This is a genomic window from Gordonia sp. Z-3 (assembly GCF_036233855.1).
Taxonomy (GTDB): domain Bacteria; phylum Actinomycetota; class Actinomycetes; order Mycobacteriales; family Mycobacteriaceae; genus Gordonia; species Gordonia tangerina.
The window spans coordinates 16,421-42,957 of sequence record NZ_JAZARS010000026.1 but is presented as its reverse complement, the minus strand read 5'-3'; the positions used below and the strand labels follow the sequence as shown (position 1 = coordinate 42,957).

The following is a 26,537-nucleotide window of genomic DNA, read 5'->3' as shown; positions in this document are numbered from 1 at the left end:
GCCTTTCCGTTCGACTTGCATGTGTTAAGCACGCCGCCAGCGTTCGTCCTGAGCCAGGATCAAACTCTCCATGAAAAAACACTGAAACCAAAAAGTTTCAACACAATCAGGAAAGCAAAACCTGACAAAAACAATCCAAAAAACTGGCAAAAAACTCCACAAACATCCCACACACGAGGAGTGCAGGACATCCACAAAACCAATGCCACAAAAAATGGCATCAGACAATCCATCAACACACTATCGAGTTCTCAAAGAACACACACCCACCAGCACCACCTCACAGTGAGGCGAACTCCAGCAAGCTTCATGTTCGACCCCGGCGCTATTCAGGCCGCAACACAGCGACCTAGATACTACTCTCAGGGGCGGCCAGCTCGAACCCGGTCTCCACTCCCGTTCGACCTTTCGGCCTCCCGGGCGGCGCCGTGGCGCGCTGACTGGAGAAAAGTTACGCACATACGCCGTTAAACGCAAATCGCCTGGTCAGCGCCTGCTTCTGCGTGCACGAGATGCTCGTGATGGACAGATACCACTGGGGGTTGCTGACCTTCGGTGCCATCCTCGTTCTGTGTCACCGTCGTCGCACCTGGTGTTGCTGCACGGTGTGGCCTGCTCGGACCGCATCTGGCAGGACGTGGTCCCACTCGTGTCCGCACATCACGATGTCCATGCCCTGACTCTCCTTGGCCATCACGGCGGGCCGGCGATACAGCGCCATCCACCGCAGGTGTCTGACGTGGTGGACGCTGCCGAACGCGATCTCGATGACCTCGGCATCGACCGACCTCATCTGGCCGGGAACTCACTCGGCGGATGCATCGCGATCGAATTGGCTCGTAGGGGTCGCGCCGCGAGCGTGTGCGCGTTCTCGCCCGCCGGCTTCTGGTGGGACCGCGCCTCCCACCGACGACCAGCGAACGCCATTCGCGTATCTCGTGCTCTCACGCACCTCTTGCGTCCGGCCGCGCGTTTCGCGGCGAGATCCGCTTCGGTCCGGCGGCGGAGCCTGCGGCCGGTTGCACTTCACGGAGACCGGCTGACCGCCGCGCAGGTCCTCGACATGATCGACGATTCTCTCGACTGTCCATTCATGGGCGAGTACAGACCGGACGAGTGGGCACATCCTCTGGACCCGCTGCCCTGCCCGGTGACCCTGGCATGGGCACAGTTCGCTCGCCTCATCCCGGCGGCCACCTATGGTTCTACAGCGCGTGAACGGCTTCCTGGCGCGACATGGCTGCCGCTACCCGATGTCGGCCACATCCCGATGATCGACGACCCGGACCTGGTCGCCCGGACCATCCTCACGGTAACGGGCGGCGACGCCGCACAGTCCTGATGGACCGGTCAGCCTTGACACGAGTTCCGCGGAACACCGAACGCCGCGTAGGCCTCGCCGAGCCGTCGATCCTGGGGCCGCCCGAGGTTCAGCTTGTCCGACGATCGGGCACAAAGACCGTGTCCAGGCCGCCGCAGAAAATCAGCACGGTGTCGGCCATGAACTCGCGCCGCGATACACCGCATGCCCGCAGCGCCGGACCGTGATCGACAGCGACTACGACGATGACTGCCACCGCCATGAGACACCACAACTCCCGCATGACTTTTCGGGCCGGCGTCGGTGTGGCGTGGAAGCCGATGCGGAGACGGCGACCCTGGAAGGGGACGTGATGGCGTTCGTCGTCGAGTATCCGTTCGGCGACGTCGATCAGGACTGAATCGCGACCGCCGTCGGCCAGAGCGCGGTAGTAGCGAAGCGCAACGACTTCGGCGATGGTGAGCACCATCAGCTCGAGTCGTAGGCCCATCAATCTACGCAGGTGTACGAAGACGGTGTCCGACAGTGCGAGCGCTTCGTCCCGGGGCCACCCGCGTTCAGCAAGTGCGCCAGCATTCGCGCGTGATTCTGTTCCTCTGCGACAAAGAGTTCGACCGCGATCGCATAATCCGGGTCACCAGTGGCTCGGGCATTCTCGATCAGGTGCCGTCCGTCGCCACTCTCGCCCACCTGGAACTTCTGCAGACTCCGCGCCACCGCCGGGTCAAGCCGACTGCATGCAGACCACTTGGGCTGAGGGGCCGATGCTCGGCGAGCTGCCCGCTCGCGAAACTCATCCGACCAGCCGGTCGCCTCGACCTTAGGTGTCTTGTCGTGGTCCTTCACTCTTCTGAGCTGCCGGTAGTCGACGACGACATGTGCCTGCAACCGGTCGGGCCAGCAGCTAGCAAGCAAGCCCTACCCGCGCGCCATATCCACGAACTTGCTCAAATGCAGTTGGTGCGCAACGGTAATCGTCGCCGTCGGACCATTCCGATGCTTACCCAGGATGATGTCGGCCTCACCGGCGCGTGGGTCGTCGCGCTCGAAGGCGTCGGGGCGGTGCAGCAGGATCACCATATCCGCATCCTGCTCGAGTGAGCCCGATTCGCGCAGGTCAGAGACCTGCGGCTTCTTGTCTGTCCGCTGTTCCGGCCCGCGGTTGAGCTGACTGATCGCGACCACGGGAACCTCGAGTTCCTTTGCCAGCAGCTTCAATTGGCGGGAGAACTCGGAGACCTCTTGCTGGCGGGACTCGACCTTCTTGCCAGAGGTCATCAGCTGCATGTAGTCGACGACGACGAGGCGCAGGTCTTGGCGCTGCTTCAAGCGTCGCGCCTTGGCGCGGATCTCCATCATCGTCAGGTTGGGCGAGTCGTCGATGAACAGTGGAGCCTCGGAGATCTCGCCCATACGGCGGGCGAGACGGGTCCAGTCGTCGTCGGTCATCGATCCGCCACGCATGTCGCCGAGTTTGACCTTCGCCTCCGCCGACAACAGACGCATCACGATCTCGGTCTTGCTCATCTCCAGCGAGAACATGGCGCTGGTCAGCCCGTGATGGATTGAGCACGACCGCAGGAAGTCCATCGCCAGGGTCGAGTTGTGGGTGGGCACCATCGCCTCGCCGGCGAGGTACATGTGGTCGTCGTTGTCCACCTCGACGCAGCGCACCGGCACCGAGTCGATGGGCCGCACGTCGACCAGCCTGCGCACCCCGGCGCGTCGGCGGAGCTCCTTGTGCCGAATTGCCTTGTGGTGCACGGTGAACACATCGTCGTCGGCGTCCACACGCAGCCAGCCGGTGGCCGAGCGCTTGTAGCTGTACCCCAAACCCGCCACCAGGTCGGCGACGACGGCAGTCATGTGCCGCGTGGCGGCCGGCACCGTGATCCAACCGTCGTCGTCGACCGTGGCACGCGCGTCGAGCAACCCCGCGAGCAGTGCCCGACGCTGCGCGATCGACCCCCGCAGATACTCGAACGGGATGCGCCCGCCGAGATCGGCCATCAATGTCATTACGTCGACGGGGCCCTCGGCGTCGATCCGCATGCTGATCTCTGGATCGTCGAAGGCCATCCCCGCCAGCGCGGCGACGGTATAGGGCCCGTAGGCGAAGCGCTTACGCGGCAGATCCAATGGCTCGGTGTTGCGGACCACCGCGCACCCGACGTGGGCCCGCAGGGTGCCGGTGGTGACGGTCTGGCGTTTGCCGTCGATATCGGCCACCCACTGGTGCTCTTCGTCGGCGACGAGCATGGTGCCGTCGTTGAATTCGACCTCGTAGCAGGGGCGTTCGGTCATCACGTCGGTCGCGGCGACCACCCGCGTCGGTCGGCCCCGGGCGTCGAGCAGCTGATCGCCGACGCCGACGGTACCCATGGTGGTCCAGCCGGTGGGGGTGGGCAGCGGCGTGTCGAGTGCGAGCGCCTTGCCCACACCAGGTCGTGCGGCGACGATGATCATCTGCCCGGGATGCAGACCGTTGGTGATCTTGTCCAGATCCACGAAGCCGGTCGGCACGCCGAGTGAGATCCCGCCGCGCGAGGCGATGGAGTCGATCTCGTCCATCGTCGGTTGCAGCAATTCCTCGAGCGGCACATAGTCCTCGGCGGTGCGACGTTCGGTCACCTCGTACACCTCGGCCTGCGCACGGTCGACGACCTCTGCGACGTCCTGTCCATCGGCACCGGCATAGCCGAACTGCACGATGCGGGTTCCGGCCGTCACCAGACGACGCAGAATGGCCTTTTCCGCGACGATCTCGGCGTAATAGCCGGCGTTGGCTGCGGTCGGCACGGTGGAGATCAACGTGTGCAGATAGGGCGCTCCGCCGACCCGGCGCAGTTCACCGGCGCGCTCCAATTCGGCCGACACCGTGACCGCGTCGGCCGGCTCCCCCTTGCCGTACAGCTCGAGGATCGCGTCGTAGACCGCCTGATGCGCGGGTCGGTAGAAGTCCGCGGACCGAAGTTTCTCGACCACGTCGGCGATGGCGTCCTTGGACAGCAGCATGCCGCCGAGCACCGACTGCTCGGCCGCCATGTCTTGGGGCGGTTGCCGCCCGAAGTCCTCCGCGGGAACGTCGTCGTTCCGACGGCCAGCTCGTCCACCGGACACCGGCTCCAAATGGCCCGGTTCATGCCCGCGGTCATCGACTACTGCCACCCGTGTCAAACCTCTCGCAGTACTTGCACCACTCGACCTCGAGTGGGTCCGACTCTGTGGCGTCTGCGGCGTGTGCCGCCGACGTCGGTCGTGCTTGCCTCCGTGGTATCCGGTGGCACCGACAGGTTTCCCCGACGGACCCCGAGCGCTCACGCAGAAGCACTGACGGAGCACATTAGATCCCCGATCCGCGCCCGCTCAAACGCACTTGTGCACAACACTGTCAGCAAACTGTGGACGGACTGTGGACGCGATCGGGAGTGTTGTTAACCCCCTGTGCACAACATGGGGAAACACTTCCTGTGGACAAATATCGTCGCAGGTCACGGGCATAATGCTTCATCCACAGTGGGCGTGGAAAATTCCCTCGGCGTGTCACGCGGAGCGACGGAATCGGCGTGTTGCGTTCAAGGATCAACCACGCGTTGCCAACAACTCGGTAAACATCGGATGTGACCCGGGTAACACCTGGTCAATGCGTCCGCCAGGTATCAGGCCGGAGTGGGTCGACTGTCCACAGAATCGCTACGACCGGGCCCGCGCACCTCGCACGTGTGCTGGAATGGTCGGCGTGGGGAGGCAACAACTTCTGCGCCAATTGCGCACACACCGACCGCGGCGCACCGTGGCCACGATCATCGCCGCGTTCGGCGTCGCCGTGGTCACCGTGCTGACGGGTCCCGCGCCGAGTTCGTCGGCCGCCCCTCCCGGCCCGACACTGCCGGTCGAGTTCGACCTGGCCCGATATCAGCCGGTCAATCCCGAGCAGTACCGCTCCCTGGCCTACGTCGACAACGGTCGCGGATTCTTGCGGGTCGGACGCTGGATGTGTCAGATCGGTCCTGGCTACCGCTACGTGGGTTGTCAGGGGCATCCGGCGACGGCGCCGGCGGGGATCCGAGGCGCGGCGATCTCCGGTGATCAGCAGGGTCCGTGGTGGGTGCCGCCGGCCACCACGTATCGCTTCGGTGCACCGTCGGGTTTCGTGCCGCCGACGTTGTCGGTGGGCAGCAGAGTCACCCTCTACGGCGTCACCTGCACCGCGCCTCGAGCCGATGTCGTGGCCTGCCGAACCGGCTCGCGGGCGCTGATCTTCACCCCGGGCTGGCACAAATTCTTCTTCCCCAGTGGCGACACCGCGCACAGCCCGAATCCGGCGCCGCGCTATCTGCCGCCGCGACTGCAGTACTGGAATCAGTTGCCGGCGTCCCCGGTTTCGCCGCGCTGACGGTTCCCGGGGTCCACGGTCAGATGAAGGACCGGAGTTGTGTGGCGAAATCGAACACCCAAGCATGCGAGCGTCGATGCGCCTGACTGCGTGACGGAGGTGCGCTCGCGCGAGCGGCAGCGGCAGCAACCCTCCGCTCGCGGCGTTCGACCATGCGTTGGGTCCGTTCTCGGGCCGCGATGACCTGGCGTTGCTCGTAGCGTGCGAAATCGATCGACGGCTGAAAGAAGTAGACGAGCACGGCGACGATCGCGCCGGCGATGATGATGGTGATGAGCATGGCGAACGTCTCCTGCATGGCTGTGATGTGTTGTCGCACGAGCCCTGTGGACGTTCGCCTCGTTGCGCCCATCCGGTCCCCCCGGATATGGCGAACTCGTGGGAATGACGCTACGGCGGGTTTGCGGGTGTGCCACGCGTACTGCGCTACGCGAGTTTGACGGGTGGGGGCGTCATCGGTCTTCCGACTACGCAGGTGGGATCTTCGTCGTGGTGGGTGGCGCTGGTCTCGATACGTCCTCGCCTAGCGGCTCGGACTACTCGACCAGCAGTTGGGACTCGACGCTCGCACTACTCCTTGGATCGAGTAGCTGCGAACGGAGTGAGTGGCGTATCGAGATCCTTGGATCGAGTAGCTGCGAACGGAGTGAGTGGCGTATCGAGAACGACCAGGTCCGATAACCGGGCACGGAAGAATATGGGCGACACCGAGAGCGGCAATTTTTCGGGGTGGGTAAAGTTCTTCTCACGTTGAACAAGCAGCGACCCGGCACCGCCGTGTGATCGTTGCTGGCCGGGTCTTGAGCCGGTGAGAGGTCCTCCGACTTGAAATTCGACAGAGTCGACAGCGCTCGACTCCAGCGTCAGATCGCCGATCTGATGGAACGGGTGCAACGCCATGCCGAGACCGACGTATCGCTGGCCCTCGACGACCTTGCCGTCGGTGCGGCCGGGTTGATCCCGGGCGCACAGTACGCGGCGGTCACCGTGACCACCGAGAAGAACATCGTGGACACGCCTGCATCCACCCACTGCAATCCGGCGATCCTCGACGACATCCAGCACAGCGTGCACGAAGGCCCCTACCTGCAGCTCGTCGCGGACAAGGAGCCGATCCGGATAGACGATCTGGCGCAGGAGACGCGCTGGCCCACCTACTGCCGGCTGGCCCTCGAGCGCACCCCGATCCGATCGCTGCTGAAGTTCCCGCTCGCCGGTTCGACGCACACGCTCGGCGCGCTGACGGTGTGCGCCGACAACCCACACGCCTTCGACGAGGACGCCTTCGACGTCGGCCACGCCTACGCCACGCATGCGTCGCTGGCGTGGGATGCGCTGCGCCGCAAAGAACAATTCGCCATTGCCCTGGCGACCCGCGACATCATCGGCCAGGCGAAGGGCATCATCATGGAGCGTTATCGCTGCAGCGCCGACCACGCCTTCGGGCTGCTCAAAAAGCTGTCACAGGAGTCGAATCGGCCACTGCGCGATGTGGCGCGCCAACTCGTGGATGTCGATGCCCCGGTGGCCGAAGCGGGCGACGCCGGCGTGTGACGCCGCCCGTGCAGCGCCCCGACGCAACGATGCCGGCCGGCCCCCAGAGGGACCGGCCGGCATCGTTGAACGACCAGAGGTCGGGTCAGCCTGCGACGACCGCGAGCTCGACGGTCGCCCGCACGTCCGGGTGCAGGTTCACCACGACCGGGTAGTTGCCGGTGGCCTTGATATGGCCCTTCGGCAGCTCCACGTTGCGCTTGTCGACGGCCGGCCCACCGGCCGAGCGGATCGCACTGGCGACGTCAGCGGCGGTCACCGAACCGAACAGCTTGCCCGAGTCGTGGGTCTTGACACCCAGCGAGACCTCGGCGAGGCCCTCGATGGCCTGCTTCAGCTCGTTGGCGTGCTCGAGTCCACGGACCTCGCGGGCAGCCTGCACGCGACGGATGTCCTCGACCTGCTTCTCCGCACCACGGGTGGCCTTGATGGCCAGCCCGCGGGGCAGCAGGTAGTTGCGGCCGTAGCCGTCCTTGACCTCGACGGAGTCGCCGGCCTCGCCGAGGTTCTCCACGGCGGCGGTCAGGATGAGTTTCATATCAGTCCCCTTCCCGCTCAGCGTCCGGTCGAGGTGAACGGCAGCAGCGCCACCTCACGCGAGTTCTTCACGGCCACAGCGACATCGCGCTGGTGCTGCACGCAGTTGCCGGTCACACGACGCGACCGGATCTTGCCGCGATCGGACAGGAAACGGCGCAGCAGCGCAGTGTCCTTGTAGTCGATGACGGCCTTCTTGTCTTTGCAGAAGCTGCACGCCTTGGTCTTGGTGACCTTCTCGACGCGAGGCTTCCGGCTGCTCTTTGCCTTTGCCATTGGTACTCCAGTGTGTTTCTAGAAAGGTGGTTCGTCGTCCCCGCCACCGAACGATCCGCTGCTCGCGGGGGCGCTGCCCCAAGGATCGTCGGCAACCTGCTGACCTCCTCCGCCGCCGCGGCTACCGCCGCCGCCGGAGGAGAATCCGCCGCCTCCGCCGCCACGCGAGGCCTTGTTGACCTTCGCGGTGGCGTATTTCAGCGAGGGACCGATCTCGTCGACCTCGAGTTCCACCACAGTGCGCTTCTCACCCTCACGGGTTTCGAACGACCGCTGCTTGAGGCGGCCCTGCACAACGACCCGGGTTCCCTTGGACAGGCTTTCCGTCACGTTCTCCGCGGCGTCACGCCAGATGTTGCAGCGGAGGAACAGCGCTTCGCCGTCCTTCCACTCATTGGTCTGACGATCAAAGGTCCGCGGCGTGGAGGCCACCGTGAAATTGGCCACCGCGGCGCCCGACGGCGTGAACCGCAGTTCCGGATCGGCGGTCAGGTTACCTACGACGGTGATGACGGTGTCGCCTGCCATGTGTCTCCCCTTGGGTCGTGGTTGGGCACTCGTTGATCGACGCGTACCGGGATGTTGGGTTCAACCCTAGAGCCCGGCACCGACTGCATTGGTGTCGATCGAGGAACTGTGGATTACTTCCGCAGGACCTTGGTGCGCAGCACCGACTCGTTCAGCTTGAGCTGGCGGTCGAGCTCGGTGACCGTTTTGGGCTCCGCGTTGAGGTCGATGACCGCGTAGATGCCCTCGTTGTGCTTGGCGATCTCGTAGGCGAGACGGCGCTTGCCCCAGATGTCGACACCATCCACCTTGCCGCCATCCGTGCGGACAACGTTGAGGAAAGTATCCAGTGAGGGTGCGACGGTGCGCTCGTCCAGATTCGGATCGAGAATGACCATCAATTCGTAGTGACGCATAAGACCACATCACCTCCTATGGGCTAGGTCGGCCACGGACTGTCCGTGGCAGGAGGGTCGCCTGCGTCGGCAACCGCTCCAAGATACACGACACACCCCTGACCAGCGAAATCGATGCGCGATCACGAACTTCGCGAGAGCCCTCGGGCGCTTTGTGCGTTTGTGACAACGGCTGACTCAGACTTCGTTCCGGCAGGACGTGGTTTGGATCACAGTGCGCCGATTAGCGTCATTCATCACATATTCCAGACCGCGTGAAGGTGAGTGATGACAGCTTTCGACTATCTGCCGTGGCGGCTCGCCGGTCTATCGGGTTCGGCACCGGCGGTGTCCGACGACCGGATAAGCCTGACGCACAGCGAGTTTGACGACCGCGCCGCGGCGGTCGCACAGCAGCTGCGAGATACCGGGGTCGGGGTGGGCGACGTCGTTGCGGTCATGTTGCCCAACCGCGCCGAACTGGTGATCGTGGTCGCCGCGGCTTGGCGGATCGGCGCTGCGGCCACCCCGATCAACCCGGCGTTCACCGCCGCGGAGGCGTCGCGGCAATTGGACGATTCACGTGCCCGCGTCGTCGTCACCGTCGACGGGCACTCTCCGCACCCCGATGCGACCGCGATAGGCGTCGACGACCTCGCCACCGAGATCACCGTCGACGTCCCGCCGCGCGAACCCGGACCCGACGACCTGGCGCTGGTGATCTACACCAGCGGGTCGACCGGCCGGCCGAAGGGTGCGATGCTCACCCACGCCAACGTAGACGCGATGACGTCGATGATGGTCGACCATTTCGGCCTCACCCCGGCCGACCACTGCATGCTGATCCTGCCGCTGTTCCACGTGAACGCGCTGATGGTCTCCACGTTCGCGCCACTGCGCGCCGGCGGGCACGTCACCATCGTCGGCTCGTTCTCGGCAAGCCGGTTCTTCGACGACCTGGCACGGTTGCGGCCCACCTACTTTTCCGCGGTACCAACCATCTTCGCGTTGCTCGCCGCAACACCGGCCGACGTCGAGCCGGACACGTCGTCGGTACGTTTCGCGGTCTGCGGTGCCGCGCCGGTGTCCGAGGAGCTGCTGGCTGCGGTGTCGGATCGGTTCGGCTTCACCATGGTCGAGGGGTACGGCCTCACCGAGGGCACCTGCGCGTCGGCGTGCAACCCGGTCGACGGGATCCGCAAACTCGGCACCGTCGGCCCGGCCATCGCCGGTCAGCAGATCCGCATCGTCGACCCCGACGGCAACGACGTACCAGCGGGTGAACGCGGTGAGGTGCTGATCGGCGGGCCTACGGTGATGGCCGGCTACCTCAATAACCCGGAGGCCACCGCCGCCACGATCGTCGACGGATGGCTGCACACCGGCGACGTCGGCATCCTCGACGCCGACGGCTACCTACAGGTCGTGGACCGCATCAAGGACATGATCATCCGGGGCGGGGAGAACCTCTATCCCAAAGAGATCGAGTCGGCCCTCGCCAGCGCACCAGGCGTACTCGAGGTGGCCGTCGTCGGCCGACCCGACACCCTGCTCGGCGAGGTTCCGGTCGCCTACGTGGTGGGCTATCCGGACGCCGACGTCTCGGCCGACGAGCTGCGCGCGCACTGCGCCGATCATCTGACGCGCGTGAAAGTGCCCGCCGAGATCACCGTGCTGCCGGCCTTGCCCAAGAACCCGGTGGGCAAGATCGACAAACCCACGCTGCGAGCACGACTCATGGCCGTCTGAGCCCGGTCGACGGTCGTCACCCACGGCCGCCGGCCTCAACCACCGAAGACCGCACACACGAACACCTCGTCGTGCGGCGATACCCCCTACCCGAAAACACCTGACAGGAAAGGACTCCCCATGGGATTCAAGACAGCCGAGATGCCGCCGGTGGACCCGGCCGAGTTCGGCTCGATGCCGTTCATGGCGCGGATGAAGCTGTTAGCCGTGCACTGGGCCGAACACGGCTTCGGCGGCCCGAAACAGCTCAACATGCTCTACATCTACAAGATGGCCTTCTACGCCATCGTCGGCGTCGCGCTGGTGGGCCTGACGACACCCGGGTTGGGCGGGTTCGCCGAGTTCACGTCCTGGTGGACCGAGCCGATCGTCTACATCAAGCTGATGGCCTGGACGGTGCTGTTCGAAGTACTCGGACTGGCCTCCTCATCGGGTCCGCTGGCGTTCAAGTTCTCCCCGTTCATCGGCGGTTGCCTGTACTGGCTCAAACCGGGCACGATCCGGGTGCCGGCCTGGCCGGGCAAGGTGCCCTTCACACGCGGCGACACCCGGCAGTACTGGGATATCGCGATCTACGCGCTGATCCTGGCGAACCTGGTGTTCCTGGTGGTCTTCCCCGGCACCCAAACCGCGCGGGTCCCGGGCAGTGAGGCCGGCCTGCCACCGCAGTGGGCGATGTTCAGCTACATCGGCCTCATCGTCGCGATGGGCTTGCGCGACAAGACCGTCTTCCTCGCCGCCCGTTCCGAGCAGTATCTGGCGGCACTGTTCGTCTTCGCCGCGGCCGGCTCGGTGGTCGACATGATCGTCGCAGCCAAGATCTTCATGTTCGCCAGCTGGTTCGGCGCCGGCATCTCGAAACTGGGCCGCCACTTCAGCCCCGTCATCGCCGCGATGGTGTCCAACACGCCGTGGATCACCTCGACCCGCCTCAAGCGCAAGCTCTACCGCGACTTCCCGCGCGATCTACGACCCTCACACCTGAGCAGCTCGATCGGGCACGGCTTGGGCACCGTCGTCGAACTGGCGCTGCCGTTGATCCTGCTGTTCTCGACCAACAGGTGGCTGACCCTGGCCGCGCTGATCGGCATGCTCGGTTTCCACTTCTTCATCATCTCGACGTTCCCGCTCGCGGTGCCGCTGGAATGGAATGTGTTCTTCATGTTCTCGGCCTGGTTCCTGTTCTGGCTGCACCCGGCCGGTGAGGGCTGGGCGGTGACCGACATGAGCACCGGCTGGTTGATCTTCGCCATCGTCGCGGCGGCGACGTTCCCGGTCCTGGGCAACCTCCGACCCGACCTGGTGTCGTTCCTGCCGTCGATGCGGCAGTACGCCGGCAACTGGGCCTCGGCGGTCTGGGCGTTCCGCGGCCGCCACGCAGAGGAGAAGCTGAACACCTATCTGACCAAGTCCAACGCCAACCAGATCGATCAACTCACCGCGGCCTACGGCTCGGAGGTCGGCGAGATCTTCATGCAGAAGGCCGTCGCGTGGCGGACGATGCACTCGATGGGTCGTGCATTGATCTCGCTGCTGATGCGCCACACCGACGACCTCGACAATTACGTCGTCCGCGAGGGTGAGTTCGTGTGCACCACGCTGATCGGCTGGCAGTTCGGCGACGCCCATCTGCACAATGAGCGCACCATCGCCGCGGTCCAGCGCCGCTGCAACTTCGCTCCCGGCGAGCTGATCGTCACCTGGACCGAATCGCAGCCGATCCACAAGAACTACGTGACATACAAGGTCATCGACGCAGCGCTCGGCGTGGTGGAACGCGGCACGTATGTGGTCAAGGACGCCACCGAGGAACTGCCGTGGCTGCCGAACGGTCCGATCAAGCACACGATCACCTGGACCCGGCCCGGCTATGTGGCACCGTCGGACGGCTCCGCATATGTGACCGCCGGGGCTGCCACGACCGCCGACATCGAGGTCACCGCCGAGCCTAAGGTGGGTGCATGACACAGGGCGTCGTGGTCGGTAGCGGGCCGAACGGGCTCGCTGCCGCCATCACGCTGGCCGCCGCCGGCGTCTCGGTCACCGTCCTCGAGGCGGCGCAGACGCCCGGCGGTGGCACCCGATCCGCTCAGGTCACGGTGCCTGGACTGCTGCACGACGAGTGTTCGGGCTTTCATCCGCTGGCCACCGACAACCCGTTCACCCGGCGATTCGATCTCGCTGCTCACGGATTACGTTGGGCACTACCGCCGGTGCAGTACGCGCATCCGCTCGATGGCGGGCGCGGGGCTGCCGTCCACCGATCGGTGACGACGACGGCGCAGGGCCTCGGCGTCGACGGCGACCGATACGCGCGCGTGTTCGGCCCGCTCACCGATCGGTTCGACGCGATCGCCACCGAATTCCTGCAGCCGATGCTGCATCTGCCGCGCCATCCCATCGCGCTGGGTCGGTTCGGTGTCCTCGCCGCTCCCCCAGCGACCTGGGTGGGCCGCCTGTTCTCCACCGATGAAGCGGCCGCATTGTGGGCGGGGGTGGCAGCGCACGCATTTCATCCCTTGTCGACGCCGCTGTCGTCGGCGATCGGGGCCGCGTTGGGCACCGCCGCGCATCGCTTCGGCTGGCCCGTCGCGGTGGGTGGGTCACAGGCCATCGGGGCTTCGATGATGTCGCTGTTGACATCGCTGGGCGGGCGGGTCGAGACCGGGGTGACGGTCTCGAGCCTCGACGACCTCGGCGATCCCGACATCGTCCTGCTCGACACCGCTCCCCGTGCCGCCGCGGCGATCCTCGGGGCGCGGCAACCGCCGCGCATCGCCCGGGCCTACCGCCGGTATCGGCATGGCCCGGCGGCCTTCCAGGTGGCATTCGCGGTGCGCGACGGCGTGCCGTGGTCGTTCGCGCCGGCGCGGCAGGCCGGCACCGTACATGCGGTCGGCGACGCCGCCGCCGTGGTGACCGCCGAACGCGAGGTGTGGCATGGGCGCATGCCGGACGAGCCGTTCCTCCTCGTCGGCCAGCAGTATCTCGCCGATCGCGACCGGTCGGTGGGCGACATCCATCCGGTCGACGTATACGCCCATGTACCCGCCGGGTTCCGCGGTGATGCGCGGCATCAGATCATCGACCAGATCGAACGGTTCGCACCTGGCTTTCGCGAGCGGATCGTGGCCACCCATATCCGCGCGACCGCCGACATCACCGCCGACAACGCGAACTACGTCGCCGGCGACATCATCACCGGCGCGAACACCCCCACACAGCTGATCTTCCGGCCGCGGGTCGCGGCGAACCCGTACGCGACGGGCGTGGAAGGCGTATATCTGTGCTCGGCCGCCACCCCGCCCGGTGCGGGCGCCCATGGGATGTGCGGATGGCATGCGGCCCGATCCGCGCTGCGACATCGAGGTTTGCTCGACGCACTGGACCGGCCGAGCGAGCCGATGGCCGCCGACCTGAAGCGGCCGCGATGAGCAGCGGGTCGCTTCAGCGTCGTCTTGTCTCGCCGAATGCACCGGAGGCGGCCGAAGTGCATCGTCTGGTCGCCGTGGTGGGCGACCGTTTGCAGGCGCGCTTCGCCGAGATCAACGCGTCGATGAATGCGGCCATCGAGGCCGGCATGGACGAACTCACCGAACCGGATCTGCTCGACATGCTGCACGCCAGCGTAGAAGGCAACATCACCACGATCCTGCAGATGATCCGCAACGACATCCCGCTCGACCACGTGCAGCCCATCACCGCGGCCACCGAGTACGCCGACCGGCTGGGGCAGCGCGGCATCCCGGCGTCGTCGTTGCGGCGCGCCTACCACTTCGGGTCCGACGATCTGCTCGCGTTCATGTTCGAGGAGGTCCGCGGACTCGACTGTCCGCCGGAGATGCAACTGCATGTGTTGCATCACCTGTCGGGGTGGATGCACAAGTACGTGGACTGGATCACCGGGGTGGTGCTGGAGATCCACGAAGAGGGCCGACGGTTCTCGGTCGAGCAGAACGCCACCGTGGTGTCGGCGATGGTGGGCAAGGTGCTGCGCGGCGAGGACCTGACGGCCGGCGAGTTCGCACTGCGAACGGGTTACTCGCTGCAACCACTTCATCTTGCGGCGACATTGTGGATCGATCGCGCCAACCCGGGTAGCGACGACACCGGATTGCTGGAGACGACGGCACGAGAGATGGCCGGCCGTCTGGGGTGTGTGCGACCGCCGTTGTTCACCGTCGTGGACCGCAGCACGGCGTGGGTCTGGTTCGGTTCCCCCGCAGATGTGGACCCGACGAATGACGCGGTGCTGCGCTCCGTCACCGCCGCAGTGCCCGGTCTGCGGGTGGCTTTCGGCGCCCCCGCGTCGGGCACCGACGGGTTCCGTAGCAGCCACGATCAGGCCGAGGCCATCAAACATGTGGCCATCGTGTCCACCAACCCGGCGATGAGCGTCGTCGGGCACAACGTGGAAGGGATGGCGGTGGTGGCGGTTCTGGCCCGAGACCTCGACGCCACCCGACGGTGGGTGCACGACGTCCTCGGCCCGCTGTCGCTCGATACCGACGCGGCCGCGCGTCTGCGGGAGACCGTGCGCACGTTCCTGGCTTCTGGCAACAGCTACGTGACCACCGCCGAGAAACTGAATATGCACCGCAACACGGTGAAGTATCGCCTCGGGCGTGCCACCGACGAATTGGGCCGGCCGCTGTCCGAACACCGCCTGGACACCGAGCTGGCGCTGCACGTCGCCGAAATCCTGGGTTCCGTGGTGCTCACCGGGTCGTCATGAGCACGGGAAACCCCAACGGACGCCAAGGCCTCCTGAAATCAGCTCCGTGAGCGTCGTCCGAGGGGATATCCCCTCGGACGAGTCTCAGGGAGCTGATTTCAGTCAGCGTCATGCGGCACCGCCGGCCGCCGGATGGCGACGAGCGCCACGTGTGTCCAGGCCCGACCGGTGTCGGGCGCCGGGTGCCACTTAGCCTGTAGGCCATGTCCGCATCCCCCGCCGCGCCGGCGCGCTTCGGTCACGCGTTGCTGGCCGGGCGCGGCCGGATGGCGCTCATCCTCGTCGTCTCCCTGTTGGCCACCTGTCTGACGATGTGGTGGAGCTATCAGGTCAAGATCAAATGCGGCGGCGCCCCGTTCCTCGACGAGGGCCGCAGCTCGCACTGGCCGGTCGGTGACCCGGATGCGGTGATCCCCTGCTACTCCGACCTGATGTACCTGTGGATCGGCCGAGACATCAACAATCATGTGTTTCCGTTCATCCACGGTGGCATCACCCCGCACGGCAAGCTGTTCGGCGGCGTCGTCGAATACCCGGTGCTGTCGGGGATGCTGATGTGGCTGGGCGCGATCGGCGCGCACACCGACACCGAGTTCTTCCAGCATTCGGTGTGGCTACTGGTGCCGTTCGGGCTGGCGATCACCGTGATGTTGGCGTTGATGACCCGCTGGTGGGTGCTGCTGTGGGCGGCCACCCCACCCCTGGTGCTCTACGCCTTCCACAACTGGGAGCTGCCGGTGGTCGCGACCGCGGTCAGCGCGGTGGCGGTGATGGCGTGGGGATCGACGATCAGTCCGCGAACCGGGGAACGTCGCCTGTCGGTGCGGACCGCGGCGATCCTGGCGGCGATCCTGCTGGGCATCGGCTTCTGTCTGAAGCTCTATCCCGGCTTCTTCGTACTGCCGCTGGCCATCTACGTCCTCACCTACGGCGCGGGGGCCGGCCCCGGCGGCGCGGCCCCGCTGCGCCGGAAGATCGATTGGGTGGGAGCGGCCTGGGTGGCGGTGGCCGCGACCCTGACCGTGATCGCGATCCAGTTGCCGTTCATGGTCCTCGGTTTCGAGGGCTGGCGGGCGGCCCTGTCGTTCCAGGGCCAACGCAAGGCCGACGTCGACACCAACTCCATCTGGTACTGGGGTCTGCGTCACTTCACCGGCGGCCAGAACGACACCTACAACACACTGGTCGGACTCTTGTCGCCGATGCTGATCGTCGCCGCCTTCGCGCTGGCGGTGTTCCTGGGCTGGCGGGTCTACCAGCGCGAGGGCGTCTACCCCTGGATCGGGGTGTCGGCATCGATGCTGGCTGGATTCATGCTGTTCCACAAGGTGCACTCGCCGCAGTACACGCTGTGGATTCTGCCGTTTTTCGTGTTGCTGCAGGTGCGGTGGCCGGTGATCGCCGCGTATCTGATCGCCGACTTCATCCTCGACACCACCATCTTCCGGCTGTTCGGGATCTACACGTCCGGTTCGCCGATGAAGTGGTGGGTGATCACCGGCGTCAACGTGGGAGTGTGGGTGCACGCGGTGGTGCTGGCCTACCTGATCTTCGCGTTTGTCCGGGCGCCGCTACGTGAACCGCTGGCCTCCTTCGGTCGCCGGGTCCGGCCGCCGGAACCCGACCTGGTCACGACATCGTGAGCGCCTGGCTGGGCACGGAACCGCTGTCCATGGGCCGGGTGACGCTGCGGCCGTTGGTGTCCGACGATGCCGAAGCGCTGGCACAGCTCGTCGACGACCCCGATCGGTTCCGCTGGGTACCGGGCGTGCCGACGGACCCGGAGTCGAGTCGGCGGTGGCTGGAGAGCGCGCGCGCCGACCCGTCGTATCGGGTGGCCTACGCCGTCATCGACAACACCGACGGGCGTCTGGTCGGTTCGACGAGCTACTACGAGATCGACCCGTACAACCTGGCGGCCACGATCGGCTACACCTTCTATGCCGAAGATGTACAGGGCACGACGATCAACCCGACGGCCAAGTTCCTGCTGATGCGGCACGCTTTCGAGGACTGCGGCGCGGTGCGGCTGGTGTGGCACACACATGAGCACAACGCCCAGTCGCGGGCCGCGATCGCCAAGCTGGGTGCGACCTTCGAAGGGCTGCTCCGCAAACACCGACGCTTCGGAGACGGGTGGCGCACGACCGCGCAGTACGCGATGACCGACGACGATTGGCCGACGGCGAGGGCAGGCCTGATGGAGCGGATTTCCGGGTAGACGAATCCCTACGGATTCTCGGTGTGATCGGGGTGGCCGTGAGTGCGGCGTTGTTCTTTCATCCGCGCTTCGTGCAGGTGCCGCACACCGTCCATCAACTCATCGCGCACGCGCTGGTCGGCCGCTCGGAACGGCAACCAGTAGGTGTCGTCGAACTCTTCGACGACCTGAAAGGTCCACCGTCCGTTGAGCACGTTGCGCCCGACCATCTCGGTCTCGAGCGCGTCCGCGAGGTCGGTGTGGCCGTCGGCACGCAGGGCATCCACCGCCTCGCCCAGCACCAGATCGGCGTGTCCGATCAGCTGATGGAAGCTGTACAGGTGACCACGGGCCCGTTCGACGTACTCCAGGGCTTCGGAGACCTTCCCGGCCGCTTCGGCGGTGGTATCGGAGACTTGTTCGGCACGATCTGGCATGCCTTCAGTGATACCCGAGCGGGTTCATCGCCAACCCGTGATCAGAATTCGCCGGCGACGAGGACCCGGGTACGGCCCGTGACACCACCGGCGAGGATGGTCTTGATCGACTTGGGTAGGTCGGTGACCGCGACGTCGGTGGTCACGTCGTCGAGGTGACGCGGCCGCAGTTCGCCCTCGAGTTTGGCCCACAACGCGCGGCGGTTGACGATCGGCAGCTGTACCGAGTCGATGCCGGCGAGGGTGACGCCACGCAGGATGAACGGGTGGACCGTCGTCGGGAGGTCGGCGCTGCCCGCCAGACCGGAGGCGGCCACCACACCGCCGTACTTCAGCGTGCTCAGGGCGTAGGCGAGGGTGGCGCCGCCAACACAGTCGACGACGGCCGCCCACCGCGTCTTGCCCAGCGCACGGACCTTCTCGCCCTCCTCGGGAAGTCGGCCGATGATCTCGGTGGCACCGAGGGTGTGCAGCAGGTCGGCGGCATCGGCCTTGCCGGTGGAGGCGATCACCTCGAACCCGGCCGCGGCCAACAGGTCGACACTGACACTGCCGACCCCGCCGGTCGCCCCGGTGACCAGGACCGGACCGTCGGACGGGGTGATGCCGTGCGCGGTCAACACCTCCACGCTCATCGCGGCGGTGAAGCCCGCGGTGCCGATGGCCGCAGCATCCTTCGCCGACAACCCGGACAGTTTGACCACCATGTCAGCGGGCAGTCGTGCGGTGTCGGCGTAGCCGCCGTGGCGGCCGGTACCGATGTCGTAGCCGTGGGCCACCACCACATCACCCTGGGAGAACTGCGGCGAGCTGCTCGAGCGGACGGTGCCGGCGAGGTCGATGCCGGGAATCAACGGGTATGACCGGGCCACACCGCCTTTCGGAGACACCGCGAGCGCATCCTTGAAGTTCACGCCCGAGTACTCGACGGCGATCTCGACGTCGCCGTCGGGCAGGAAGCTCTCCTCGACGGTTTCATGAACGAGGTCGATGTTGCCGTCGTCGTCCTGATGTGCCACCAGCGCTTGTACGTCACCCATGTATCGCACCCTACTGAAGCGCATCGGCCGGTGGGTCCGGCACGACGACCCGGGAGGCGCGGATACTCACCAGCCGCCGCAGGAAGAGCTCTTCGTCGAGCCCTTTGCGACGCATCCAGGACGTCACCTCGGTGTTGCACTTGCTGGCATTGCAGGAGCGGCAGGCAGGGACCACGTTGAGTTCGGTGTAGCGTCCACCGACCGAGAGCGGCTGGATGCAGTCACGCTGGAGGACGGTGTCGGTGCGGCCACAGTAGGCGCATCCGCCCCAGGCCGTCTTGATCTCCTGCCACTGCAACGGGCTCAGGTCGTTGTCGGCGAGGCGCATTCGGCGCTGCCGTTTACGTCCCGCTCGCGCTCGCCGGGAGCCGCCACGTGCCATAGCGCCGAGCCTAATATCGGCCGGACCGACGACGACGCAGGCACGCGGGGATGCTGTCGACGCGACACCGGGTTCTGTCGGCGGGATTGCGGGTTCCGTCGGCGGGATTGCGGGTTCCGTCGGCAGAGATCAGGGCGCCGTCGGCGTGAGGTCGGGCGCCGGGCCCGGCGGGGCCGGGGGGCCGGGGCTGGGCGTTGACTCGACGGCGGCGCGGCGACGTCCGCCGCGCACAGTGAATCGATCCGGGGCACCGTCGAGGACACCGCCGGCGGGGTCATCCAGCAGATGCTCGGGCCCGGGGTCGCGGTCGTCGCGACGCGGATTGCGCACAAGATCGTCGGCCGGGTGCCAGATCTGCCACAAGACCACCGCGCACAGCCCGATCACCATCAGCGCGCGCAACACGATCACCGCGGTGAACCACTCGTCGGGTAGCCAGCGGCGGTCGGCGTCGAGATACAACGACATCCGCGGCACCCACACCAGTGCGTCCACGAACATCCAGGCGAACAACAAGCGAGTGTGCGGAATCGCGAGCACCGCCAACGGCACCAACCACAGCGAGTACTGCGGACTCCACACCTTGTTCACGAGCAGGAATCCGGCCACCAACAGGAACGCCAACTGCGCCAACCGAGGTCGTTGTGGCGCACCGAGCGCCACGGCCCCGACGCCGAGCGCGACGAGCACGAGCAGGCCCAGCGAGACCACGTTGAGCACCGTGACGTTCCACTGGAATCCGACTGCGGAGCTGATCACGCGATAGAGACTGTCGCTCTCGGCAGCGCGATCGGAGTTGTAGCGGAAGAACTCCCACCAGCCCTGCGGGTAGAGGATCAGGATCGGCAGATTGACGCCCACCCACACCAGCACGGCGGTGGCCGCAGCTTGCGCGAACTCCCGTAACCGCCCCGAGCGCAGACACAATACGAGCAGCACACCCAGCAACAGCACTGGATACAGTTTCGCGGCCGTGCCCAACCCTATGAAAAGACCGGCCAGCCAAGGCTTTCGTCGAGCCCAACACAGAACCGCGAGCGCAACCATGGCGGTGGCGATGGCGTCGAAGTTGGTGAATGCGTGCACCACCACCAGGGGTGAGAGTGCCGCGATCCAGGCCGCCCAGATACGGCGGCGCGCGGTGAGCGCGGTGGCCCAGATGGTGACCAGCCAGAACAGGGCGAGTCCGAGTGCCGCGAGGTCGAAGAACAGCACGACGTCGAGAGCGGCAGGCACACCCCATTTCTCGTGCGCCGACAGCCAGGCGCGCGCGACCGTCGCCATGCCGTACATGTACATGCCGGTGATGACCGGGTACTCCATGTACCGCTTGATCTGCTGGCCGTCGGGGCCTTGCTCGTACCAGAAGGTGCGGTACGGGAAGGCGCCTTCATTGAGGCGTTCGGCTCCGAACAGCCCGATCACATCCGAGTAGCAGAGGTTGGTGTACTGGCGCTGATCGTCCCAGTCGAGCCGCAGTTCGGTGCCGGCCGGGGAGTTCTCGTCGGCCGGTGCCTGCTGGAGGCAACTGGCCTTGCCGAACCAGCTCACCGCCAACGCGCACAGCGCCAGCAGGAACAGCACACGGATCGGTGTCCACGCCCGACTGCGGCCGACCGCCGCGTGTCGACCGACCGGACCGCCCACCACGTTCGACGCCTCATGCACGACGACGTCGGTGCGACTCGGCAGCACCCGCGTGCGATCGAGGCGTGTGTCGGCGGCAAGTGCCGCCGCGGACTCCCAGTCCGAGCCCGGCCCGCGGTCGTCGGTCATCGCCGACAGATCACCGGGGGAGCCCGGTTCGGTCGAGTTCTCCTCTGCCACGGTCAGTGTCGACTCAGTTCAGCGGCGGGGGTTCCGGGATGTCACCGCCGAAGCCGTCCTCGTAGCCTCCTCCGGTGGTACCCCCACCACCGTTTCCACCACCGGTGTAGTCGTCACCGCCGCCCGAGTTGCCGCCTGAGTTGCCACCCGAGTCACCGCCGGAGTTGCCACCCGAATTGCCGCCACCCGAGTTGCCCGAGTTGCCCCCTCCGCGTTCCGCGTTGCCCGGCAACGGGATCGTGACACCGGGCGCCAGAGTCAGGTTGCCGTCGCCGTTGCCGGGGAACCGGCGGGACGGACCCTGGTCGCCGGGCGACTGGGTTTGCGGCGCATCCTGGTCGTAGGTCACCGGCGGCGGCTCGTAGGGCACACCTGCCTGACCGCCGACCGCCTCGGGCTCCGGGAAATCCTGGATGGGTTTGCCCTCCAGGGCGCCGTTCATCGCGGCCTGCCAGATGTCCGAGGGCAGCATGCTGCCGTAGATCGACGAGCCGGCGTAGTTGGTGATCGCAGTGCCCTCGTCGGTACCGACCCACACCGCGGTGGACAGCTGCGGCGTGTAGCCGACCATCCAGGCGTCCTTGTTCTGTCCGGTGTCGCCGAGCTGCGCGGTACCGGTCTTGGCTGCCGACGGCCGCGACCCCAGGCTCGGGTCCGACAACGCGTGCCCGTTGGAGTAGGAGGCGATCGGCTCGAGTGCCGCGCTCACATTGTCGGCCACCTTCGCATCGAAGACGCGCTCACCCTTGTTGGGCTGGCGATCGAAGAGCACCTCCCCATCGGAGGTCTCCACCTTCTGCACGAAGTACGGCTCGCGGTACACACCCGACGCGGCGAGCGTGGCGTACGCCGAGGCCATGTCGAGCACACGCGACGGGTACTGACCCAACACCACGCCACCCTCGACGCCACCGTTGGCTTCCTGCAGCGTGTGTTCGATGGTGCCGAAGCTCTCGGCAACGCCTGCCTTGTGCGCGGCGTCGGCGACCGCCCGGGCCTGACCGTCGAGATCCATCATCAGTCGGTAGTAAACCGTGTTCAGCGACATCTTCATCGCGGTCGCGAGGTTGCAGGATCCGCAGCTCTCCCCGTCGGAGTTCTCCACGGTCAACCCACCCGGCGCAGAGTAGGGCGCCGAACTGTACGTCTTGGACAGCGGGATGTCCTGTTCGAGGGCCGCCACCAGGGCGAACACCTTGAACGACGACCCGGTCTGCAGTCCCGCCTGTGCGTAATCCCAGCCGGTGGCGTCGTTGCCGCCGAAGTAGCCCTTGACGCCGCCGGTGCGCGGATCGATCGACACCACCGAGGTACGCAACTTGTTCGGCTCGCCCTCGAGTTTGCCGTTGGCCGCCGACACCACCGAACGCTGCACCTGCGGGTCGATGGTGGTGGTGATCTTGAGGCCTTCGGTGCGGACCTGCTGCTCAGAGATGTTGAGTTCACCGAGTTCGGCAAGCACCCGGCGCTTGATCAGCCCGTTGGCGCCCGGGGTGTCGTCGCTCTGGGCGCGTGCCGCCGGCACCTTCGGGTACTGCATTCCCGCGCGATCGGTGGGCGTGAGTGCGCCGGTGCTGACCATGCCGTCGAGCACGTAGTTCCACCGCGCTTGCGCGGCCTCCGGGTTGATCTCCGGATCGTAGTAGGAGGGCGACCGGATCGCGGCCGCGAGCACCGCGGCCTCTTCGGTCGTGATCTTGCTCAGGTCCTTGTGGAAGTAGGCCTGCGAAGCGGCGGCCACACCGTAGGCGCCCCGGCCGAAATAGATGGTGTTGAGGTAGGCGGCCATGATGTCGTCCTTGGACCACTCGTTCGACATCTTGGTGGCGATCGCGAGTTCCTTGAACTTGCGCTCATAGCTGTGCTCGTCGCCGACGAGTGCGTTCTTGACGTACTGCTGGGTGATCGTCGACCCACCGCCGGCCTGTCCGCCGTTCCCGGTGACCTGGCCGATCGCGGCTCGCGACAGACCCCGTATGGAGAAGCCGGAGTTGCTCGCGAATTCGCGGTCCTCGGCGGCGATCACGGCGTCCTGCACCGATTTGGGGATGTCCTCGATCTTGACGTCGGTACGGTTGCCCTCCTCTGGGACGACGCGCGCAATGGTCTTGCCGTTGGAGGTGAGGATGGTGGCGACCTGGTTCTGCTTGATGTCGCCAGGTGCCGGCACCGACGCGCCGACGTAGGTGAGCATGAACGCCACGATGCCGATCAGGGCGACCGCCGGCACGAGTGCGCCGAACGCCCCGAGGCCGATGGCCAGCCATTTCTGCCGTTTGCGGCGTGTGTCGTCGGCTGAGGGACGAGACGTACGTCCACCGCCGGCGGGCGATGTACCGCGAGTACTCATTGTCCAACCATCCGATCCGCGCGCACGACCGTGTCAGCGCTACTCACTATCTGTCTCCGTCATTCAACTGGTCACCCAGTCCGTCATCCCGATGTCCACCGGCCCGATGCCCCCGCTCGTTATCCCACTGTGACCTACGATCGGCGTTCGGGCAAAGTTCCATCTCCCGCGGCTGGGCTGCGAGACCGGCGCCGACAGCTGCGCACACCTGCAGCGCGCTGCGCCCGAGCTACTTGGCGACCCGACGCGAACGCGACGAACGCGGCGGCAAGCCTGCAACGTAGGACTGCACCAAATGGTTCCAGCTACAGGTGCGGCACACCTCGACCACATGCACCGAGAACTCCTCGGCGGTGGTGTCGAGTCGGGCGATCTCGTCGTTGGTGCGCGCCGACCCCGATACCTGCCCCAACTTCTCACCGAACACCCAGGACACCAGGGTGACCTGCTCTTTTCGGCAGATCGGGCACAGCGTCGACGACGGGCGGCCGTGGAATTTGGCGGCCCGGAGCAGATACGGACTCGCATCGCAGACATCGGCCACGGCGGTCCGTCCGGAATGGACGTCGGACAGCCGCGACCTGCGCTGCAGGGCGTAGTCGACGATCTGGCGTTGCACGGGTTCAAGGGTACGTGGTCGCTCCGACGGCTGTCGGTGTGACCGTCATCCCGATCCGACCGTGTCGTGGTGTCGGCGGTGGTTGGGCGCCCTTCGTGACATCCCTCGGCAAGCTCCGGGATTCCTCAGTAAACAGAACAACAACCCGCCGCACGCCTGCCCCGATCCCTCAGGAGCCCGCGAGGAACGAGCGGGCGTCACGACGGGCCCGCTGTAGACGACGAATATATCGGTGCGATACATTGTCAATCACATCGCGGCGAGGTGTTGTGGCGTCAGAGTTGTCGAACACATCGCCTCGCCGGTTGGTGCACCGTGATCAGACGGTCGGCCAGGGCAGACGATCAAACGAGGAGGGAGTGGGCACCGATGTTGGAGCTCGCAGTTCTCGGATTGCTGCTCGAAGCCCCGATGCATGGCTATGAGCTGCGCAAACGACTGACCGGGCTGCTCGGCGCCTTTCGGGCGTTCTCCTACGGTTCGCTGTATCCGACGCTGCGTCGGATGCAGGCCGATGGGCTGATCGACGAGGCCACCGCGCCGACGGCCGTCAAGGTGCGACGCGGTCGGCGGGTGTACCAGCTCACCGACAAGGGCCGCGAACGCTTCAGCGAACTCGTCGCCGACACCGGTCCACAGAACTACACCGACGACGGGTTCGGGGTGCACCTCGCGTTCTTCAGCCGGACACCGGCGGTCGCGAGAATGCGCATCCTGGAGGGCCGTCGCCGTCAGGTGGAGGAACGCCGTGAAGGTTTGCGCGAGATCGTCGGGCGATCCAATCGCGCCGTCGACCGCTATACCCGTCAGCTGCATCAACTCAGCCTCGAATCCAGCGAACGCGAGGTGCGCTGGCTCAACGAACTGATCGCCGCCGAGGCCTCCGGCGATCACGACGGCGACGATCTGACCGATCCCGGCCGGGATCCGCTGGTCGACACCGCCGATACCGACTTCCATGTCGCGGGCTCAGAGCCGTCCCGCGGCAGGGGGCGAAGAGAAACCCACGAAGAAAAAACACCGGTGACGCAGCGAGCTGCGACGCCGCGATCAGAAGGAGAACCCGACCATGGGTGAGCCCAATAAGGTGCGCGTGGCCATTGTGGGCGTAGGAAACTGCGCTTCATCCTTGGTTCAAGGCGTGCAGTACTACAAGGACGCCGACGAGAACTCCACCGTCCCCGGCCTGATGCACGTGAAGTTCGGTGGCTACCACGTGCGCGACGTCGAGTTCGTCGCCGCGTTCGATGTCGACGCCAAGAAGGTCGGCTTCGACCTGTCCGATGCGATCTTCGCGAGCGAGAACAACACCATCAAGATCGCCGACGTGCCGCCGACCGGCGTCACCGTGCAGCGCGGCCAGACCCTCGACGGTCTGGGCAAGTACTACCGCGAGACCATCACCGAGGCCGACGGCGACGGTGTCGACGTGGTGCAGGCCCTGAAGGACGCCGAGGTCGACGTCCTGGTGTCTTATCTGCCGGTCGGCTCGGATCAGGCCGACAAGTTCTACGCCCAGTGCGCCATCGACGCGAACGTCGCATTCGTCAACGCCCTGCCGGTGTTCATCGCGTCGGACCCCGAGTGGGCGCAGAAGTTCACCGACGCCGGTGTCCCGATCGTCGGCGACGACATCAAGAGCCAGGTCGGCGCCACCATCACCCACCGCGTGATGGCCAAGCTGTTCGAGGATCGCGGTGTCACGCTCGACCGCACCTATCAGCTCAATGTCGGCGGCAACATGGACTTCAAGAACATGCTCGAGCGCGAGCGTCTGGAGTCCAAGAAGGTGTCGAAGACGCAGGCCGTGACCTCCAACCTGACCGGCGCGCTGGCCGGCAAGGTCGAGGACAAGAACGTCCACATCGGCCCGTCCGACCACGTCGAGTGGCTCGACGACCGCAAGTGGGCCTACGTCCGCCTCGAAGGCCGCGCCTTCGGTGACGTGCCGCTGAACCTGGAGTACAAGCTCGAGGTGTGGGACTCCCCCAACTCGGCCGGCATCATCATCGACGCCGTTCGCGCCGCCAAGATCGCCAAGGACCGCGGTATCGGCGGCCCGATCCTGCCCGCCTCGTCCTACCTGATGAAGTCCCCGCCGCAGCAGCTCGCCGACGACGTCGCGCGCGCACAGCTCGAGGAGTTCATCCAGGGCTGACCGGCACTCGCCCGGTTCACCGACCGAGACGTCCCCGGCAGCGGGTTCGACGGC

24 protein-coding genes and 1 rRNA gene are annotated in these 26,537 nt (G+C 66.1%); 11 read left to right on the top strand and 14 right to left on the bottom strand.

Going from position 1 to position 26,537, the window contains the following annotated elements; genetic code table 11:
• A 16S ribosomal RNA gene (locus VX037_RS22330) occupies positions 1-75 on the bottom strand; the annotation flags it as partial.
• 496 nt (positions 76-571) lie between these two features.
• Here VX037_RS22330 and VX037_RS22325 point away from each other — a divergent pair.
• Positions 572-1,342 carry an alpha/beta fold hydrolase gene (locus tag VX037_RS22325; protein ID WP_328715900.1) on the top strand — a complete coding sequence of 257 codons (771 nt, stop codon included), beginning with the start codon at positions 572-574 and terminating at the stop codon, positions 1,340-1,342.
• Between the two features lie 88 nt (positions 1,343-1,430).
• Here VX037_RS22325 and VX037_RS22320 read toward each other — a convergent pair whose 3' ends face one another.
• Complete coding sequence (locus VX037_RS22320) at positions 1,431-1,811, bottom strand: hypothetical protein (protein ID WP_328715898.1); 381 nt, start codon at positions 1,809-1,811, stop codon at positions 1,431-1,433.
• Positions 1,812-2,239: 428 nt separating this feature from the next.
• Positions 2,240-4,489 carry a replicative DNA helicase gene (gene dnaB / locus VX037_RS22315; protein ID WP_235723421.1) on the bottom strand — a complete coding sequence of 750 codons (2,250 nt, stop codon included), beginning with the start codon at positions 4,487-4,489 and terminating at the stop codon, positions 2,240-2,242.
• 562 nt (positions 4,490-5,051) lie between these two features.
• Here dnaB and VX037_RS22310 point away from each other — a divergent pair.
• Positions 5,052-5,717, top strand: a complete 666-nt coding sequence (locus VX037_RS22310) for a hypothetical protein (RefSeq protein ID WP_442903735.1) — start codon at positions 5,052-5,054, stop codon at positions 5,715-5,717.
• 19 nt (positions 5,718-5,736) lie between these two features.
• Here VX037_RS22310 and VX037_RS22305 read toward each other — a convergent pair whose 3' ends face one another.
• Complete coding sequence (locus VX037_RS22305) at positions 5,737-6,015, bottom strand: hypothetical protein (RefSeq protein WP_328715896.1); 279 nt, start codon at positions 6,013-6,015, stop codon at positions 5,737-5,739.
• A 527-nt stretch (positions 6,016-6,542) separates the two neighbouring features.
• On the opposite strand from VX037_RS22305, the gene VX037_RS22300 reads away from it, so the two are divergent.
• On the top strand, positions 6,543-7,271 hold the full coding sequence (locus VX037_RS22300; RefSeq protein WP_266063682.1) for a GAF and ANTAR domain-containing protein: 729 nt from the start codon (positions 6,543-6,545) through the stop codon (positions 7,269-7,271).
• A gap of 85 nt (positions 7,272-7,356) precedes the next feature.
• On the opposite strand, the gene rplI is transcribed toward VX037_RS22300, so the two are convergent.
• The 4 genes from rplI to rpsF all read right to left on the bottom strand — a co-directional run bounded on the left by rplI (position 7,357) and on the right by rpsF (position 9,007).
• Positions 7,357-7,809: a 50S ribosomal protein L9 gene (gene rplI / locus VX037_RS22295; protein WP_235723418.1), complete on the bottom strand. Its 453-nt coding sequence runs from the start codon at positions 7,807-7,809 to the stop codon at positions 7,357-7,359.
• 17 nt (positions 7,810-7,826) lie between these two features.
• On the bottom strand, positions 7,827-8,084 hold the full coding sequence (gene rpsR, locus VX037_RS22290; protein WP_160901853.1) for a 30S ribosomal protein S18: 258 nt from the start codon (positions 8,082-8,084) through the stop codon (positions 7,827-7,829).
• 18 nt (positions 8,085-8,102) lie between these two features.
• Positions 8,103-8,612: a single-stranded DNA-binding protein gene (locus VX037_RS22285; RefSeq protein ID WP_266063684.1), complete on the bottom strand. Its 510-nt coding sequence runs from the start codon at positions 8,610-8,612 to the stop codon at positions 8,103-8,105.
• A 113-nt stretch (positions 8,613-8,725) separates the two neighbouring features.
• Entirely contained in the window at positions 8,726-9,007 is a 282-nt protein-coding gene (rpsF, locus tag VX037_RS22280; RefSeq protein ID WP_235723416.1) for a 30S ribosomal protein S6, read from the bottom strand.
• A 267-nt stretch (positions 9,008-9,274) separates the two neighbouring features.
• Here rpsF and VX037_RS22275 point away from each other — a divergent pair, with 267 nt between their 5' ends.
• From VX037_RS22275 to VX037_RS22250, 6 genes are all read left to right on the top strand, one after another.
• Positions 9,275-10,735 (top strand): class I adenylate-forming enzyme family protein, encoded by a 1,461-nt coding sequence (locus VX037_RS22275; RefSeq protein WP_328715894.1) that lies wholly within the window; start codon positions 9,275-9,277, stop codon positions 10,733-10,735.
• 120 nt (positions 10,736-10,855) lie between these two features.
• Positions 10,856-12,700: a DUF3556 domain-containing protein gene (locus VX037_RS22270; RefSeq protein ID WP_328715893.1), complete on the top strand. Its 1,845-nt coding sequence runs from the start codon at positions 10,856-10,858 to the stop codon at positions 12,698-12,700.
• Entirely contained in the window at positions 12,697-14,169 is a 1,473-nt protein-coding gene (locus tag VX037_RS22265; RefSeq protein ID WP_328715891.1) for a phytoene desaturase family protein, read from the top strand. Before VX037_RS22270 ends, VX037_RS22265 begins: the two co-directional genes overlap by 4 nt.
• Complete coding sequence (locus VX037_RS22260; RefSeq protein WP_266063688.1) at positions 14,166-15,470, top strand: PucR family transcriptional regulator; 1,305 nt, start codon at positions 14,166-14,168, stop codon at positions 15,468-15,470. The genes VX037_RS22265 and VX037_RS22260 overlap by 4 nt, the downstream gene beginning before the upstream one ends.
• A gap of 203 nt (positions 15,471-15,673) precedes the next feature.
• Complete coding sequence (locus VX037_RS22255) at positions 15,674-17,113, top strand: hypothetical protein (protein WP_328715889.1); 1,440 nt, start codon at positions 15,674-15,676, stop codon at positions 17,111-17,113.
• A complete protein-coding gene (locus VX037_RS22250; RefSeq protein WP_328715887.1) occupies positions 17,110-17,691 on the top strand; it encodes a GNAT family N-acetyltransferase in 582 nt (193 codons plus the stop codon). The genes VX037_RS22255 and VX037_RS22250 overlap by 4 nt, the downstream gene beginning before the upstream one ends.
• An 8-nt stretch (positions 17,692-17,699) precedes the next feature.
• Here the strand turns inward: VX037_RS22250 and VX037_RS22245 are convergent, their stop codons facing one another.
• The 6 genes from VX037_RS22245 to VX037_RS22220 all read right to left on the bottom strand — a co-directional run bounded on the left by VX037_RS22245 (position 17,700) and on the right by VX037_RS22220 (position 24,325).
• Positions 17,700-18,107, bottom strand: coding sequence for a hypothetical protein (locus VX037_RS22245; RefSeq protein WP_235723409.1), 408 nt, complete (start codon positions 18,105-18,107; stop codon positions 17,700-17,702).
• Positions 18,108-18,148: 41 nt separating this feature from the next.
• Positions 18,149-19,147, bottom strand: a complete 999-nt coding sequence (locus VX037_RS22240) for an acrylyl-CoA reductase family protein (RefSeq protein WP_328715886.1) — start codon at positions 19,145-19,147, stop codon at positions 18,149-18,151.
• 10 nt (positions 19,148-19,157) lie between these two features.
• The gene (locus VX037_RS22235; RefSeq protein WP_287016358.1) at positions 19,158-19,529 is read right to left on the bottom strand and encodes an HNH endonuclease; all 372 of its coding nucleotides are present in this window, start codon (positions 19,527-19,529) and stop codon (positions 19,158-19,160) included.
• A gap of 129 nt (positions 19,530-19,658) precedes the next feature.
• Positions 19,659-21,305, bottom strand: coding sequence for a glycosyltransferase family 87 protein (locus tag VX037_RS22230; protein ID WP_328715903.1), 1,647 nt, complete (start codon positions 21,303-21,305; stop codon positions 19,659-19,661).
• 64 nt (positions 21,306-21,369) lie between these two features.
• Entirely contained in the window at positions 21,370-23,706 is a 2,337-nt protein-coding gene (locus tag VX037_RS22225; protein WP_328715884.1) for a transglycosylase domain-containing protein, read from the bottom strand.
• A gap of 229 nt (positions 23,707-23,935) precedes the next feature.
• Positions 23,936-24,325 carry a DUF5318 family protein gene (locus VX037_RS22220; protein WP_235723405.1) on the bottom strand — a complete coding sequence of 130 codons (390 nt, stop codon included), beginning with the start codon at positions 24,323-24,325 and terminating at the stop codon, positions 23,936-23,938.
• A gap of 369 nt (positions 24,326-24,694) precedes the next feature.
• Between VX037_RS22220 and VX037_RS22215 the strand changes: the two genes are divergently transcribed.
• Positions 24,695-25,402, top strand: a complete 708-nt coding sequence (locus VX037_RS22215) for a PadR family transcriptional regulator (protein WP_287016360.1) — start codon at positions 24,695-24,697, stop codon at positions 25,400-25,402.
• Entirely contained in the window at positions 25,395-26,483 is a 1,089-nt protein-coding gene (locus tag VX037_RS22210; protein WP_235723403.1) for an inositol-3-phosphate synthase, read from the top strand. The genes VX037_RS22215 and VX037_RS22210 overlap by 8 nt, the downstream gene beginning before the upstream one ends.
• The last annotated feature ends 54 nt before the right edge of the window (positions 26,484-26,537 follow it).